Origin of the sequence: Gemmatimonas groenlandica (assembly GCF_013004105.1) — a bacterium.
In the GTDB taxonomy this organism is placed as follows: Bacteria; Gemmatimonadota; Gemmatimonadetes; order Gemmatimonadales; family Gemmatimonadaceae; genus Gemmatimonas; species Gemmatimonas groenlandica.
Window position 1 is genome coordinate 1,628,565 of record NZ_CP053085.1, and the last position, 16,182, is coordinate 1,644,746.

Annotated in this window: 14 protein-coding genes and 1 pseudogene; 1 reads left to right on the plus strand and 14 read right to left on the minus strand. The window is 67.5% G+C overall.

What is annotated here, in order from left to right; genetic code table 11:
• Position 1 precedes the first annotated feature (1 nt).
• The 7 genes from ribD to HKW67_RS06970 all read right to left on the minus strand — a co-directional run bounded on the left by ribD (position 2) and on the right by HKW67_RS06970 (position 7,673).
• Positions 2–1,147, minus strand: coding sequence for a bifunctional diaminohydroxyphosphoribosylaminopyrimidine deaminase/5-amino-6-(5-phosphoribosylamino)uracil reductase RibD (gene ribD, locus HKW67_RS06940; RefSeq protein WP_171224685.1), 1,146 nt, complete (start codon positions 1,145–1,147; stop codon positions 2–4).
• Positions 1,101–2,126, minus strand: a complete 1,026-nt coding sequence (locus tag HKW67_RS06945; protein ID WP_171224686.1) for a hypothetical protein — start codon at positions 2,124–2,126, stop codon at positions 1,101–1,103. Before HKW67_RS06945 ends, ribD begins: the two co-directional genes overlap by 47 nt.
• Positions 2,123–3,175, minus strand: a complete 1,053-nt coding sequence (gene purM, locus HKW67_RS06950) for a phosphoribosylformylglycinamidine cyclo-ligase (protein WP_171224687.1) — start codon at positions 3,173–3,175, stop codon at positions 2,123–2,125. Before purM ends, HKW67_RS06945 begins: the two co-directional genes overlap by 4 nt.
• Complete coding sequence (locus HKW67_RS06955; RefSeq protein ID WP_171224688.1) at positions 3,172–4,113, minus strand: PfkB family carbohydrate kinase; 942 nt, start codon at positions 4,111–4,113, stop codon at positions 3,172–3,174. Before HKW67_RS06955 ends, purM begins: the two co-directional genes overlap by 4 nt.
• Positions 4,110–5,762, minus strand: a complete 1,653-nt coding sequence (argS, locus tag HKW67_RS06960; protein WP_230981147.1) for an arginine--tRNA ligase — start codon at positions 5,760–5,762, stop codon at positions 4,110–4,112. Before argS ends, HKW67_RS06955 begins: the two co-directional genes overlap by 4 nt.
• A 43-nt stretch (positions 5,763–5,805) precedes the next feature.
• Complete coding sequence (locus tag HKW67_RS06965) at positions 5,806–6,117, minus strand: FmdB family zinc ribbon protein (protein WP_171224689.1); 312 nt, start codon at positions 6,115–6,117, stop codon at positions 5,806–5,808.
• A gap of 74 nt (positions 6,118–6,191) precedes the next feature.
• The gene (locus HKW67_RS06970) at positions 6,192–7,673 is read right to left on the minus strand and encodes a Rieske 2Fe-2S domain-containing protein (RefSeq protein WP_171224690.1); all 1,482 of its coding nucleotides are present in this window, start codon (positions 7,671–7,673) and stop codon (positions 6,192–6,194) included.
• Positions 7,674–7,865: 192 nt separating this feature from the next.
• On the opposite strand from HKW67_RS06970, the gene HKW67_RS06975 reads away from it, so the two are divergent.
• Positions 7,866–8,876 carry a hypothetical protein gene (locus HKW67_RS06975; RefSeq protein WP_171224691.1) on the plus strand — a complete coding sequence of 337 codons (1,011 nt, stop codon included), beginning with the start codon at positions 7,866–7,868 and terminating at the stop codon, positions 8,874–8,876.
• A 29-nt stretch (positions 8,877–8,905) separates the two neighbouring features.
• Here the strand turns inward: HKW67_RS06975 and HKW67_RS22760 are convergent, their stop codons facing one another.
• The 7 genes and pseudogenes from HKW67_RS22760 to HKW67_RS07005 form a co-directional block, all read right to left on the minus strand.
• The gene (locus tag HKW67_RS22760) at positions 8,906–9,334 is read right to left on the minus strand and encodes a CHRD domain-containing protein (RefSeq protein WP_425486252.1); all 429 of its coding nucleotides are present in this window, start codon (positions 9,332–9,334) and stop codon (positions 8,906–8,908) included.
• Positions 9,326–10,294, minus strand: a pseudogene (locus HKW67_RS06980) (Ig-like domain-containing protein); the annotation flags it as partial. The pseudogene HKW67_RS06980 and the gene HKW67_RS22760, both read right to left, overlap by 9 nt.
• A 33-nt stretch (positions 10,295–10,327) precedes the next feature.
• Positions 10,328–12,367: a protein kinase domain-containing protein gene (locus tag HKW67_RS06985; protein WP_171224693.1), complete on the minus strand. Its 2,040-nt coding sequence runs from the start codon at positions 12,365–12,367 to the stop codon at positions 10,328–10,330.
• A gap of 11 nt (positions 12,368–12,378) precedes the next feature.
• Positions 12,379–13,065 carry a cupredoxin domain-containing protein gene (locus tag HKW67_RS06990; RefSeq protein WP_171224694.1) on the minus strand — a complete coding sequence of 229 codons (687 nt, stop codon included), beginning with the start codon at positions 13,063–13,065 and terminating at the stop codon, positions 12,379–12,381.
• A gap of 38 nt (positions 13,066–13,103) precedes the next feature.
• Complete coding sequence (locus HKW67_RS06995) at positions 13,104–14,483, minus strand: hypothetical protein (protein ID WP_171224695.1); 1,380 nt, start codon at positions 14,481–14,483, stop codon at positions 13,104–13,106.
• A gap of 71 nt (positions 14,484–14,554) precedes the next feature.
• Positions 14,555–15,472: a zf-HC2 domain-containing protein gene (locus HKW67_RS07000; protein WP_171224696.1), complete on the minus strand. Its 918-nt coding sequence runs from the start codon at positions 15,470–15,472 to the stop codon at positions 14,555–14,557.
• Positions 15,469–16,110 (minus strand): RNA polymerase sigma factor, encoded by a 642-nt coding sequence (locus tag HKW67_RS07005; protein ID WP_171224697.1) that lies wholly within the window; start codon positions 16,108–16,110, stop codon positions 15,469–15,471. The genes HKW67_RS07000 and HKW67_RS07005 overlap by 4 nt, the downstream gene beginning before the upstream one ends.
• Positions 16,111–16,182 lie beyond the last annotated feature (72 nt).

Sequence of the window (16,182 nt, forward strand, 5' to 3'; positions counted from 1 at the left end):
TTCAGTCTCCAGAAACAGCGTAGACGGTCATCAGGTCGGCACCCAGTGCCTTCCGCTCCACGACGCGCAACCGAGGCGCCTGCCCGGCCCGCTGCGCAGGAAGCGCCGCGAAGGCCGATAGGGCGCCGGCGCCGAGGATGACCGGTGCCTGAAAGATAACCAGTTGGTCGACGAGCCCGGCGGCCAGCAGCGAAGAACCCAGCGCAGCCCCGCCCTCCACCAACAGATGGCGCACGCCGCGGGTGCCCAGGTGCCGCAGGGCCTCACCGGCGGAGGCGACGACGACGGTCTCGATGCCGGCCGCTCGAAGGGCGGACTCGGCCTCCGGGCACGAGCCGTCGGTGAAATCGACGACGGGGAGTGCGCGGGCCGACTGGACCAGCTGACCATCGAGCGGCAGGCGGGCACCCCGGTCGAAGACCACGCGTAGCGGCGCGCGGCGCGGTGATGCGGCATGGCGGACCGTGAGCGCCGGGTCGTCGGCCAAGGCGGTACCGATTCCGACGGCGATCGCGTCAGTTTCGGCGCGCAGCGCATGAACCGCCGCGCGGGCCTCCTCGCCGGTAAGCCAGCCTGGCTGGCGCGAGGCATCGACGATGGCCCCGTCGATCGAGACCGCCAGCTTCAGTGTCACAAACGGGCGATCCGCCCCCCGCGCGGCGAAGAAGAACGGCGCGTTCTGGTCGAGCGCCTCGCGTTCGAGCACCCCGCCGCTGACGGCGATCCCGGCCGACGCGAGGCGGGCGGCGCCGCCCGCGGCTTTGGGGTTGGGATCGTGGGCCGCGAAGACCACCCGGGACACGCCGGCGGCGATGAGGGCCTCGGAACAGGGGCCGGTCTTTCCGGTGTGATTGCAGGGCTCGAGCGATACATACGCGGTGGCCCCGGTCGCCCGCGGGCCGGCCTCGATGAGCGCGGCGACCTCGGCGTGGGCCAGTCCGTATTCGGCATGCCAGCCTTCGCCGACGATCCGGCCCTGCTGCACGATCACCGCCCCGACCTTTGGATTGGGTGACACGCGACCCGCGCCACGCTCGGCAAGTTCGAGAGCGCGACGCATGAAGCGCACGTCGTCGGCTGACGATGCCGGCAGCGGCCCGTTAGAACCTGAAGGCGATGCCGAGCGATCCGTAGCGATACCCTTCATCTGCCTTCCTGCCGCCGAACTGATTGACGGTTTCCCGCACGGTGCCTTCGCCGGACCAGCCGTACTCGCCAACGACGCGAGCCAGGCCGAGACCGATCGATGCGTTCACGAATGCGGTGTTGCGCGTGGTCGTGTAGCGCAGGTCGGGCAGTTGCACCAGAAAGCGCTGATTGGTGGCGAGCACGGTCTCGTTGACCGACGCACGCATCGACGCCGAGCCTTCGATTTCATCGCGACCGACGCCGGCGGCAATCCCGAAGATCGCAAAGCGCTTGCTGGCTACGACGCGCAGCGCATTCGACGTGACCGACGTGCCGGTGACGGTGAGCGTGTCGTTGTTCGGCGTGTAGCCGAGATCGACCGTTGGCAACTTCCGGCGCATGTAACTCACGCTGAGTCCGGGAATGAACGAGGACTCCTGCAGTGCGCCAACGCGCACACCGTACTGGAAGGCGAACCCGCCATTTCTGGGGGCGACTTCGAAGGTCGATTCCTTTACCGTCGGCAGATACGACGCACCGAGTAGGACATCGACACCGAGCGTGTTGGTGAGGCCGAGCGGGATACCGGGGAAGATGCCGATCGCGGCATCGGCCGATGGCAGCGGGATGGGGGTGCGCGCGGCACCGAAATCGGAGCCGACGGCGGAGCCGGTCACGCTGATCGGCACCGCATTCTTCGGCAGCTGACCATCGACCGCGCTCACGCGAAACGAGAACGCGCGCTTGGGCCATCCGCCCAACGTGCCTCCCTCACCGAGCACGGGATTACCCGACGAGACGGCGATCCCGATCTGCGGCACGACGAATCCGAACAAGTCGCGCGCCTTCTGACAGGCGTCGGCCCCCGACGCGGCAGCGGGCGTCACGGTGCACGGCCCCGACGTCGTTTGCGCCTCGAGCGACTGGGCCTGCCCTGCTCCCATCGCCGCGAGCACGACGACGGTGAGGCCAGCCACGCGCCGCTGACGCGCACTCATGTGATCACACCATCGAGGCGTACTCGACCGGTTCCCGGGACGATCTTCCCGCATTCCCACGCATCGATTCCACACTCCGCCGCGCGCGCAGTGATGGCGCGCACGTTCTCCTGTGCCGTGATGACGACCATTCCCACTCCCATGTTGAAGGCTCGGAACATCTCGAGCGGAGCGACAGCTCCCGCTTCAGCAAGTACCCGGAAGGTCGAGGGGACGGTCCACGAACCCGTATCCACGTCGGCATCGAGTGTGACGGGGAGCGCACGATTGAGGTTACCCGGTAGTCCACCGCCGGTGATGTGCGCCATCGCGTGCACGTGACCGAGCATGGGCTTGAGACACTGCAGATACGAGCGATGCACCTTGAGCATGACATCGGCGACGGTGGCACCGCCCGCGTCGGGGAAGGCGTCGTGCACCCCGAGCTTGAGCCGATCGCTGATAATGCGACGCGCCAACGAATAGCCGTTGGTGTGCAGCCCATCGCTGGCGAGCGCGACGAGGGCATCGCCTTCGCGCACGTTGGCACTGGTGATGACCTGCGACTCTTCGACGATGCCGACGATGAACCCGGCGAGGTCGTAATCTGGCGGTGTATACACGCCCGGCATTTCAGCCGTTTCACCACCGATCAACGCACAGCTGTTCTCGCGGCATCCCGCGGCCACGCCGGCCACCACGCCTTCGACTACATGCGGCAGCAACTTGCCGAATGCGACGTAGTCGAGGAAGAACATGGGCACCGCCCCCTGCACGAGAATGTCGTTCGTGCAGTGATTGACAAGGCAGTGTCCGATCGTCTCGTGGCGGTCGGCCTCGATCGCGATCTTGATCTTGGTCCCCACGCCGTCTGCGCTCGACACCAGCAGCGGCGCGCGGTAGCCCTCGGGCACACGGAACATGCCGCCGAATCCGCCGAACGCTCCGCGCGCGCCCGCCGTCATCGTGGACTGCACGAGTTTGGCGAGACGGTTCTTCGAGTCTTCGGCGGCGTCGATGTCGACGCCGGCCGAACGATAAGTGAGCGAGGATTCGCCAGACGTGCTCACGCGCTGAAATCCTCGTCGAAGGCGACGAGCTGGCGGAACTCCCGCACGCGCGCGTCGATATCGGCGCGCGTGATTTCCAGCAGCCGTCCATTCGAGAACTTCTCGACGGCGAATGAGCCCATGGCCGAGCCGACGACGACGGCGCGACGCATGGAGGCATCGCTCAGGTCGCCGCTGGCCGCGAGTGAGCCGATGAACCCACCGGCGAAGGAATCGCCGGCGCCGGTGGGATCGAAGACCGACTCGAGCGGATATGCAGGCGCGAAAAACACACTGTCTCGCGTGAACATGAAGGCGCCATGCTCGCCTTTCTTGATCAGCACGTGCTTCGGTCCCTTGTCGAGAATCCAGCGCGCGGCCTGCACGAGATTGCTGTGCTCGGTGAGCTGGCGCGCTTCTCCGTCATTGAGCGTGATCAGATCGACGTGACCGAGCAGCTCGATGAGCTCCGGGCGACGCGACTCGATCCAGAAATTCATGGTATCGCACGCGACGAGGCGCGGCTTCTCCACCTGCTCGAGCACCTGCAGCTGGAGGCGCGGATCGATGTTCGCGAGGAACACGAAGGGTGCCTTGCGGAACTGATCGGGAATGTTCGGGCGAAAATTGGAGAACACTCCGAGATGCGTCTCGAGCGTTTCGGCGGAGTTGAGATCGTGGCGATAGCGGCCACGCCACCGGAAACTCGAGCCGCTCACCTTTTCGAGGCCGGCGAGATCGACGCCGCGAGCGGCCAGCGGCTGGAGCAACTCGATGGGATAATCGTCCCCGACCACACCCACGAGCTGCACGGGCGCGAAGTGCGACGCCGACGACGAGAAGTAGGTGCCCGACCCGCCGAGCACATCATCGGCCTTGCCGAACGGCGTCTCGACGGAATCGAGTGCCACGGAACCGACAACGAGGACCTGGCTGGCGGTACTGGGGAAACTGCTCACATGCGCTCCGGCGCGGACAGTCCGAGAATGCGCAATCCGGCGGCGATGCCGAGCTGCGTGGCACGGGCGAGCACGAGGCGCGCGCGCGTGATGGCCTCGGGTTCGCCGAGGACATGATGCTTGTGGTACCAGGTGTGGCCGGCTCGCGCCGTTTCCAGCAACCACGCCGCGATGCGGTGCGGCTCGAGCGTGTCGGCCGCGCCCTTCACGGTCGCGGGGAAATCGAGGAGCTGCTTCACGAGCTCCTGCTCGGCAGGCTCGGTGAGCACCCCGAGGTCGACGCCTTCGCCGGTGACCGTGGTCGCGTCGATTTCACCGACGCGGAAGATGCCGCACATGCGCGCGTGCGCCATCTGCACGTAGTACACCGGATTCTCTTCCGATTGGCTGCGCGCGAGATCGACATCGAACACGAGCTGCGAGTCACCCTTCCGCATAAGGTAGAAATAGCGCACGGCATCGCGACCGACTTCATCGATGAGATCACGCACGGTGACGTACGAGCCGGCGCGCTTGGAGATCTTCACTTCCTCACCACCCTTCATGACGGTCACCATCTGGTGCAACACGTAGTCGGGATAGCCCTTGGGAATCCCGATCGCGAGTGCCTGCAGACCAGCCCGCACACGCGTGATCGTGCTGTGGTGATCGGCACCCTGCACGTTGATCGCGCGGTGGTAGCCGCGATCCCACTTCGTGACGTGATAGGCGACGTCGGGCACGAAGTACGTGTAGTCTCCGCCCTTGGCCGCGCTCTTCTTCATCACGCGATCCTTGTCATCACCGAAGTCGGTAGTGCGGAGGAACAGCGCGCCCTCCTCCTCGTACGTGTGCCCCGACTGCTTCAGTCCGTCGACCGTCTTGTTGACCGAGCCATCGGTGTAGAGCGAGCTCTCGAGGTAGTACGTGTCGAACTTGACGCCGAACGCCTGCATGTCGAGGTCCTGCTCATGGCGCAGCGCGGCGACCGCGAACGCCTGCATCGCGGCGAGATCATCACACGCCGCGTCTTCCGGATGGTCGACGACGTAGCGCTCGGCGATCTCACGGATGTAGTCGCCGTGGTATCCGCCTTCGGGAATCTCGAGCGGCGCTCCACCGATGGCGCGCACCTGCGCCTGCGTGCTCTTCGCGAGATTCGCGATCTGCGCGCCGGCGTCGTTGTAGTAGAACTCGCGATCGACCTTCCAGCCGGTGTACTCCAGCAGCGTGCTGATGGCATCGCCGAGGGCGGCCTGACGGCCGTGGCCGACGTGCAGCGGACCGGTGGGATTGGCCGACACGAACTCCACGACCACGCGTTCGCCATGGCCGATATCGAGCCGTCCGAAGGTGTCGGGCGACTCGAGAATGGTAAGCAGGCCGCGCGCTTGGAATCCGGGATCGAGGCGGAAATTCAGGAACCCCGGGCCAGCGATTTCGGCGGCCGTTACGCCGACGCTGGCTTTGTCCATCGCGGCGATAAGCGCTTCCGCAATGTCGCGCGGCTTCTTGCCGAGCGGCTTCGCGAGGGTCATAGCGAGATTGGTCGCCCAATCTCCGAACGACGGATCACGCGGCCGCTCGAGAATGGGAGAAACGTCGTCGGGCGCACCGAGCGTGCGCGCGGCGCGCGAGAGCTCGGCGCGCAGGGCGTCGGCGTGAGTCACGGAGTCCGGGATGTCGAGAAAGAGTACGCGCGAACGGCTCGCGTCATTCGGATGACGAGGACGGCGTGCTGGTCGACGGCTTCGACTCGCTCTTGCTGTCGCTCTTCGTGTCGCTTTTGGTGCTGCTTTCGGCGGACGAGGACGCGCCACTGGTGCGCTGGTCCTTCTTCCCGTCCTTGCCGTAGTCCGTGATGTAGAAGCCGGAGCCCTTGAACAGGAGACTGGCGCCACCGGAGATGATGCGCGTGGCCACCCCCGTGCCATCGGGCGTCGGAATGCTTTCCGGAACCTCTGAGATCTTGAACCGCGCCTCGATGATGGACCCGTCGGGGCAGCGGAACTCGTAAGTCGGCATGGCTACGTTACTTGGCTAGGGTCAGACAGCCTTGAAACGTAGCCCAGCCGGTCTCGCGGTTCAACCGGTACGGCTCAGGTCACCGTGAGGGTCGTGGCGCCGGGCGTGTAGATCACGGTGAGCGTGGAGAGATTGTCTGCGCGCTGCGGCGACGACTGCCAGACGCCGGCGCCGTTGAACAGGGCGCCATGATTGGGACACCGGAAGCTGGTGCCGTTCACCACGTTCACCGTCGTGCCGGCATGAGGACAGCGCATGGAGAAGGCGGCAAAGCTGGTGGCGCTGAGGCGCGAGACGGCCACGGGCCCCCCGTTCACATTGCCGACACTGCCGGCGACGCCGCCCACGTTGGCCAGGGCCGGCCAGGCGGCAAGGGTGACTACCAGTCCGGCGGCGGTCACGGTGAGGGTCACCGCAATCGTGCGTGACGCCACGCCGTTACCACTGACGGTGATCGTGGCCGTGTAGCTGCCGGCGGCCAGGGCGCCGACACTCGGGCGCACGGTGAGGGTGGCCGGCGCCGTGGTCTGATTGAGTGTGGTCGTGATCCAGCCCGTCGCGCCGGCACCGTAGGACACCGTCGCGACCAACCCGGCCAAGGTGCCGCCGCCGCTGTTGTTGCACTGCACCACCTGCGCGGCCGGCGTACTGCCGACCGGCGCCGTGAAGGACAGCGCCGCTGTCGATAGTTGCAGCGCGGCCGGTGTGGTCGGATCCTGCACCAGCAGCGAGACGCTCAGTGTTTGCGCACCGTTGCTGACGCCGGCACCGGATATGGTGACGGTGGCCGTGTAGTTGCCGATCGGCAGCGTGCCGCGCTGCGCCGACAGCGTCAACGTGGAAGGCGCCGACGCCTGACTGAGCGCCAGCGACAGCCAGCCGGTACGCTGCCCCGGTCCGTACGTAAGTGTGACCGCCAGTCCACCAAGAATGCCACCGCCGTCATTCGCAATCGCGACCGTCTGCGCAGACGGGGCGTTGCCAGTGAGCGTCGTCAGGAACACGACCGACGTGCGGTCGAGACCAAGCACCGGGGGCGTGAGGGCACCGCCGATCATGAGCGATCCGTCGGCGCTCTGTCGCACGTCGAGCGCCGTGAGTCCGGCGGTCGGTTGTCCGCTCAGCCACGTGCCGTCATTCGCGAAAACGGCCTCATGATTCGGGCACCGCAGTCCGGTGGCGGTGACATCCACGATGGAGCCGCGATGCGGACACACCAGCGAGAGCGCGCGGAACTGCGCCGAACCGACGCGCTCTACCACGACAGGGGCCGAGGTGCCGGAGACGACGACGGCACGGCCGCCGACCGAGGCGAGTTCAGGAACCGTGGACGGATCGAGCCGGAAGGGCGCCGGGATGGCGTCGAGCACCTGCTCGGGGCCGCTAATGATCCCGTCGCCGCAGCCGGAAACCAGGACGCCGAGGGTCAAGGCCGAGGCCGAGGCCAGAAACTGGCGCCGATCGACCCGATGGCAGCCACCACAGGGCGACGGATCAGAGGGCGACAGCTCGGTTGCGAGCGGGGACGACGGATCAAACGACGGATCGTGAGGCATACTGGATGTTAACGGGGAACCGCATCCTGTCGAGTTCGTACATCACGAAGTCGTTCATCGATTCGTCACGCGAGGATCATGCGGGTGTCACGTTCTTCGCGTGCACACCGGCTCGCGAGGCTGCATGTTGGCGAGACGGTCGGGATGTTCACGGTGCCGACCGCTCCTGCAAGACTCATTGGAGCGCCCCGCATGTTCTCGACCTGCCTGTACTGCCACGGTTCCCTCGGACGGAACGACGTGCTTGAGGACTTTCCGATTGGCCGTCGGATCGCGTTCGACGCGCGTCGCGGACGTCTCTGGGTGGTGTGCCGTGGATGCCGCAACTGGAATCTCTCCCCGCTCGAGGAGCGGTGGGAGTCGGTAGAAGCGTGCGAGCGACTCTACCGCCAGACGCCGGTGCGTGTGAGTAGCGATCAGATCGGGCTGGCGACCCTGAGCGAGGGGCTCGACCTCGTGCGGATCGGCACGCCCCTTCGACCGGAGTTCGCGGCGTGGCGGTACGGGGGGCGCCTTCGCAAGCGGCGCCTGCAACTGCCCGATCCGCGGGCCACCGCATTGGCCTTGTTGAGTCAAAGCGCCGCACTGATGGTTGGCGCGGTGGCGGCGATGGCCGGCATAACCTACACGCTGACGAGCAGCCGTCGATGGCAGCGTGCGGTGGTCGACCCGCTCGAGCATGTGGAAGCGCGACTGCAGTATGACCGGACCATTGCCCATGTACGCACGCCCGACGGCATGCTGCGGCCGTTGCGATTCAGTCACATCGCACGACTGGAAATCATCGCCGACGAGGGCCGGCCGTGGGTGCTTCGTGTCGCGCACGCGCAGGGCATCACGGATCTCGATCAGGCGCACGCCATTCAGGTGGCGAGTCCACTGCTGGCGCGGTTGAACACGCGCGGCGGAACGCCGGGCCAGGTGCTCGACGCCACACGCCGCATCACCGAAGCCGGTGATGCGGAGCAGTACATCCGCAGCAGCAGTGCGCTGCGGGTCACGCGTCGTGCCAAGAATACGATTTTCTGGGACGATGACGTGGGCGTCCTCGGCCTCACCGGCACCGAGCGTCTGGCGCTCGAAATCGCGATGAACGAGGACGCCGAGCGTCAGGCCATGCAGGGTGAACTCAGCGCACTGGAAGACGCCTGGCGCGACGCCGAGGAAATTGCCGAGATCGCCGATCGCATGTTTCTCCCGTAGGGCGTACGGCGCGCCGTTACGGTGTGCCGCTACGGTGTACCGGTCTGGCCGCGGATCTCACCGGCCGGGAACGTGGTCGAGTGCACGTTCACGTACGCGTTGCCCGTGCGCAGGAGCGTCATGAGCGAGTCGAGGGCGATGGGCGGCTGTCCGCTGATGCCACGGATATCGGACGCCGTGAACGTGCCCGTAAGCACGCCGCTGTTGCTCGTCTGTGTCTGCTTGACCAGATCGACGATGACGCCCGCCGTGGCGGCGAGACCGGCCGGTGCGTGGATGTGGGCACCGGTCGGGATCGACGCAATGCCCTGATACGTGACCGTGTACGTGACCGAGGCGCCGTTGCGCGTGAAGACGGCGGCGCCGTTCGCACTGGTGGTCACGGGATTGGGACGTTCGTTGGCGCCGTTCAACAGGGCCATGATACCACTCGGCAACACATTAACCGTCCCCGACATGCCGGCGTGCAGCGAGCACACATACGGGTAGCTGCCTGCCGTGGGGAAGGTGCGCGCCACCGACGAGTTGGAGACCACCGGCACGTTGGTCGGTGCTCCCGCCGACTGAAAGAGCACATTGTGCTCGATGCTACCGAAGCTGAAGGTCACGACGCCGCCTTCGGCAATCGTGGTGGTGGCCGGCGTGAACACGTTGGCGTTGGTGGCCTGCACGGCAACAGCGGTGGCGCCGCTGATCGGCGCCGTCACGGTAATCGCCGCGCTGCCAGTGGCGGTCACGCCATCCCGCGTCAGTGAAGCGCTGACCGACGCCGCGCCCGGTGCGATGGCGGTCACGAGTCCATCGACACTGACGATGGCCTTCGTGCGATCGGCGCTCGTGTACGTCACGCCGGTGACACCGGCGATGGCGTTACCGCGCGAATCACGGGCGGTCGCGGTGAGCTGCGTGGTGCTGCCGATCGCCGGCGTCAGCGCGGCCGCTTGCACGGCCAACGTGGCGAAGCGCTGCGCGACATCGACCGCGACCGTTCCCGACACCGATCCGCTGGTCGCGGTGATCGTGGCGGCGCCATTGCCGGTAGCTGTAATCGTTGCGGTGGCGCCCGATCCCGAGACGGTGGCGACGGCGGCGTTGCTCGTGCTCCAGCTCACGGCGGCTCCGCTCAGCGTAGCCTGACTGGCGTCCTTCACCACCGCCGAGAGCGACCGCGTGGCGCCGAGCGCGGTCAGCGCACCGGTTTCGGCGGCACTGACCGCCACTGATGCCGCGACCGCGGTTGGCGTCGGCGTGGTGGTGCCGCCATCGCCGCCACTGCAGGCCGCGAGGGTGAACAGCAGCGACATCTGTGCGGCGCATGTCGCTACGCGTATCGCTGCGCGCGTGCCGCGTGCATCACGGAGTGTGGTGAACATCGGTCGATCTCCCGGCGAGAATGAATCGGCGACACGGACGTGCATCGCCACCGGGAGTAGAGCGAACAAGCGAGGAAACTATTCCCGCGGGGCGGCGGACGTCTCGAGCCGTTCGAGCCGTTCGAGTACGTCGGCCGCCGAGTGGGCCCGGTTGGCCAGGTCATTCTCCGTCATGGAAGCGATCAGCGTATCGAGCGGCAGCGGCCAGGCAATCGCGTCGGAGCGTGCATGTGCTCCAGGCTCGTCGCCCAGGCGACCGCCGATGAGCGTCACCGGCATGTCATGCCGTTGCGGCGCGTGACCGGCGAGACACTCATGCAGCACCAGTCCGAGTGCATACAAGTCGCTGGCGAATGAGGCCGAAGCGCCGATGAGCTGTTCGGGCGCGAGGTACTCCGGCGTCCCCACGGTCGCTCCGGTGACGCGTCCCGACAGAGAGGCGTCGCCGGCGCGCTGCACCGACTGCGCCCGCTGCGCGGCGTCGCGCAGCGCGCGCGCGATGCCGAAGCCCGCGAGCTTGACCTGCCCGCCGGCCACGATGCGAATGTCGCTCGGTTTGATATCGCCATGGATCACCTGCTCCGCGTGCGCGGCCGCCAGGGCGCGCAGCAGCTGCCGCGCCAGCGCGATCACGCCGTCAACTGGCAGAGTGCCCCACTGACGGAGCACGCTCGCGAGTGAAACGCCGGGCACGAACTCCGATGCCACGAACGGCACGCCGTGGTCGTCGCCCACGTCGCGAACCTGCGCGACGTGCGGATGCACGACGCGGCTCGCCTTCGCCACATCAGCCGCGAGCAACGCGCGCGCGTCGTCGTCGAGAAAGAGTCGTTCAGGGCGGACGACGCCGAGCGCGACCAATTCTCCGCGATGGAGATCCAGGGCGCGATACAGCACGCCGCGGTCACGCTCGCCGAGTATCGCATCGATGCGATAGCGCTTGGCCACGGTGCTGCCCAGCGCGAACGGCGTCGTGTCGCTGTCCGCCTCACTCAATATCGGCAGCGGAAGCGCGCGTGGCAGCGACAGCGTGCGCTCCACGCGATGACGAAGCGGCAATATGCTGCGCGACGTCTCGGTGGCGACAGGATGCTCGGCGGTCACCAACGTGGCAACGTCAGGCGAGAGTAGCCGACTGAGCGCGACGTGATCCTGCAGATCACCACGTGCCGCGGAAAGCTCACGAGCAAGGACCTGCCGCTCGTGCTCAAGCCGCCCGGCCGGTGCGCCCACGACCCGGTGAGCGACCAACGCGGCTACGACAGCGAGCAGCAAACCGAGTGCACTGGCGATGGCCATCGCACGACGCAGCGCCGCGATGGCCGGAACCTCCACCTCGGCTCGCCGCAATACGAGGTAGCCACCGACCTCCGTGCCACCCGCGGTGTTGAGCGCCGTCGCATGCGTGATCCACTCCCGACCGTCGATCACGAGCGGGGCCTGCCCCGATGCCCTGCTCCGCACGGCCTCACGCAACGACGTATCGCGCGTCATCGTCGACGCGGCGACGTGGGCGACGCCATCGGCGGTGCGTACATAGAACACCAGCTCGCTGCCCGTGGCCGTCGCGATGTCGACCGCTAATGCGGAGTCGAGCAGTCGCGTGGCGACCAGCACACCGAACGGCGACCCTCCCGGGGCCGCCACCGGAACGGCGGTCGCCTGAAAGAGCGCGGAATCACCGGATCCACCAAAACCGGTCATCACCTGTCCCCGGAGCGCCCCCGAAATCAGCGAGACGTTCGCGAGCTGATCGCCGGAGGCGGAGGGCTCGTCGGACTTCGCCACCAGCATGCCCGAGGCATCGGTGATGAAGACCCACGAGGCGTCGAGCTGTTCGGCGGCTTCGAACGTCTGGTCGAGGATATCGTCGCGACGGCTTTCGGCGACGAGCGTGCGAAAGTACGGCCCTTGCACAAACACGCGCGCGCCGCCGGCGAGACTGCGGCCACGTCCAGCGAGGAGCTGCGCGACGAGGTCGGCCGACTGCTCGAGCGCGCGCACCGCGCCTGCGGCGGCGGCGCGTCGCGCTTCGGTCCGCGCCACGGTAAACACCGTGCCCAGCACGAGGGCGACGATCGTGACCGCCCCCACGAAGACGCGCGCGGTGACGTGCATCGCCGACGCTGCTAATACCGGTCAGCGCGCGATGTCGCGTACGGCTGGCCGAACTTGTTCGTGTGGGGTTTGGGCACGTAGCCGCGCCCGTCGAGGGCCACCACGATGTCGGAGAGACCGTCCGCGGGGACGATGATCGTCTCTACGTGTTCGGGTGCCCGCTCATGCCACACGTGCAGCCGCCACGCTCCTGCCGGCACTCGCGCGATCGTGAACACACCGGATGCTTGCGCCCGCGCGACATACGGCGTGGGAACGGCGACGACATAGCTCACCATGCGCGCGTGGATGTTGCAGTAGATCGCGTACACGCCGGCCTTGGGAAACGTCGTTGCTCGGCTCTTTCCGGTACGATACAGACCGAGATCGAAGGCGCCGAGTGCGGAGTTCGAGAAGACGTTGTGGCTGAACGGGTCCTGATTGGGAAACGCGACCGCGCCGCCGACGCCGATGGTCTGCACGCGCGGCACGAACTCGCGCAGTCGCATCCCCACCGACGCTTTGGCCATGTAAACGGTGGGGCCGCGCGGGCGCTCTCCGCTCGCTTCGAGGAAAATCACCGCATCACTGAGCGTCGCTGGCGCGCCGTTGGCCGTTTCGATCACGCGCAACTGGCCTCGCACGGCGCCCTGCGCCTCGAGCCTCGTGACGCCTGCGCCGCACACGGCCACCCCCCACGCGAGCGCGGCGACTCGCACGTATCGCGAGCATGACGATGGCTGCGCGCGACGCCGGGTCACAGCTCGATCCCAAAGCCGATGTTGAGATGACGCGCGTGCTGCAGTCCAGCGGCGTAGCGGGTTTTGAGATCGCGCAGTTCGAACGAGAGAAGGAGTGGCTGCGCCGGACGCCACATGGCCTGCACGGCACACACGCTGTTGCGGCGACGGTCCGCGCTGGCGCCCAACACGCGATCGGTACCGCAGCCCACGCCGGCAATCACGCGCGGGTGCCACTGCACGTTGAGCTGGACCCATCCGGCCGCGTCGGTGAGCGGCACCCCGGGTTTGTCGACATTGTTGCCCAAGACGCCGAAATTCTGACCGATGGCGCCGCCACCGAGTCCCCGCAGGAGTCGGCCTCGATACGCTTCGCCGCGTACCTCGACGCCGTGTCCAAGGGCGACGCGCGCGTCGGCACTGGCGGCCCAACTGGTCAGGTTCGTGTCGCCGACGGCGCGCAGCCAGCCGCGATGCGTGCCGACACCGACCTCACCACCGTGCGAGAGGACTGACTGGAGCCCCGCCACCTCCTCGTCGATACCCCAGCGCAGTCTGGCCCGAGACTCGAGCGCCGGTCGTCCGCTGAGCTGGCCGGCGTCGGGCCCTGCCGGGTCGGTCACATGGCGGTCCGCGCTAAAGGGCGACATGATCGCCCCCTGAAGCGCAATCGAGACGGGTGTACCGGCACGGCGCCGCCACAACTCGCGCGTCACGCGAACCTGTGGCAACCAGTTCCACAAATTGCCGGCCGCCGTGAACGTAGGGATCGCCACGCCGGCCGCCGTGATCGGCGTGAGATCGGAGATGAGCGGCGTCTCCATGCCGACCATCACCTCCGTGCGCGGCCACACCAGCATGGCGCGCGCCGTGCGCAGTCGCGGCTCGGGGAAGAGCGGCGGATTCGGATCGAGTGCCCGGGCGAAGAAATCCAACTCGAGGTCCGCGAAGAGCACGCCGCCCAGCACGCTGTCCACGCTGACGCTGGCGCCCACGACCGATTGACGCATGGACAGTCCGAGGGTGTGCACGCCGGTGGACCCGTACTGTGGGTCGGCCGGTCGCGCCACGGCCGCGAACGTCGGCACCTCCGAGTTCGACGCGACGCCGGTGGTGCGCCACCCATTCACGATCAGACGCGCCGAGAGTTCGAGCTGCACTCGTGAACGCAGGCGAACCTGCGTGGACGATTCGGTCGCGAGTTGCTGTCGCAACAACGCCAACGCCGCCTCGGCACGTTCGAGGCGTACGGCGATCGAATCGAGCGTGAGTCGTGCCCCCGTCGAGTCGCGGGCCAGCGAATCGCGCGGCGGTGGCCCCTGCGCGTGCAGGCCGCGGGCGCTGACGGTCAGCAGCAGCGCCGACCCGAGACGGACCAAGAGACGGGGAGTGAACACGACTCCAATCAGCGGTGCGATTGGATCGAGCGCAACGTGCCCCATCATCCATCGGCGACTCCGGCGAGCCGTCAGTGCGCGCGCGGATGCAGGGCCACGAGCGCCGGCCAGCGTTGGTCGGCGACCACGACCGTGCTTCCCTGCCCGGAGGACCACGCGAGCATGCCGACGCCGGAGGCATCGGTGCCGACCGACTGCCCAGCCGCGAACGCGCCGCGAATGGTGAGCGAGCGAAACAGCCAGGCATCGGAGAACACGTACTGCATCACGAGTGCGTCGCGCCACTTGTACGCAAGTACCGCCGCCACCTCTCCATCGAGCTCGGTGGTCCAGGCGGCAACAAGCTGGAGGTCCGCGCGACGAAGCGGCTCCACCGAGAAGGGGACGGCCCCGCGCACGGTCTCCAGATCGCGCGCACGCCCGGGCAAATCCCGCGCGCTGGCGGTGAGAAAGTCGGCGGCCACGAGCGAAAGCAGGGGGATCGGCGCGGTCACGACGAGTGGCGCCGGCTGCAGCGCGGCGATGTCCGGCTCCCGAGTGCGCGGGGTGAACACGAGCGCGGCGGCCATCACGACGACGACCGACACCAGGCCGACGAGCCACCGGCGCCGGCTCGCGGCCATCGTGGCTGTGCCATCGATCGACGCGGCGACGATCGATGCCGACGGCACGGGCTCCGCGGCGATCGGCGCCGAGGCGATCGGCGCCGAGGCGATCGCCGCGCGCAGCCGGTCGTCGAAAGCGGCTGACACGGCCGGTCGGGCGACACGGGAAAGCCGGGTGGCGAGACTCTGGTGCACCGTGACCTCCCGTCGGCAGCGGCCGCAACCGAGCAAGTGCGCGTCGATCTGAGCCATCGTTTCCGGCGGCAACTCGCCGTCGACGTACGCCGCCAACAGCGTCGCCAGCACTTCGTGCCGCGCCTCGCGTGTCGCGTCGTCCTCGGGCTGCAGCCGGCCCGCGGCTGCCCCTCCCTGCCACTCACTCATGATGTCCTCGGCGCTCGTCCATGACCGCTCCGCAATTCGCCCCGTGCCTCGCTGCGTCGACCGAGGTCAGTCGCACCGAGCGCCCACTGTTGACGACGTTCCACGATCACGCCGGCGAGCAGCCGGCGACCGCGAGAGATCCGGCTCATGACCGTGCCGATCGGCACGCCGACAATGTCGGCGATCTCGTGATACTTGAACCCTTCGATGTCGTGCAGTTCGACCGCCGAGGCGAAATCCTCAGGAATCGCGTCGAGCGCCAAGCGCAGCATCTCTTCGTCGAGGCGGGCGACCACTTCGGCGAACACGACATCGGTGTCGGTCGACACGAACTGCTCGTGCACGTCCTCGAGGCGCGACATCTGCACCAGCCGTGCACGTCGGCCGGTGCGGTCGAACGCGTCGCTGAGCACCGTGCGCAGAATGCTGAAAAGCCACGGACGCACGCGCGCGGGATCGCGCAATTCATCGAAAGCGCTCCACGCCCGCACGCACATGTCCTGCACGGCGTCTTCGGCGTCACTGAACGAGACCGTGCGCCGCGCCGCGAAGCCCAAGAGGCGATCGAGATGCGGACGCACGAGGTCCTCGTAGCGCTGCTGTCGTAGCGCGAAGGCACTGGCCGAATCGGGAGTCATACGATCGGTGACGGGGGCACGAGGCAAACTATTCCCTCCGGGGACGGGCCGCTGGACAGTCCCTACGGCGGT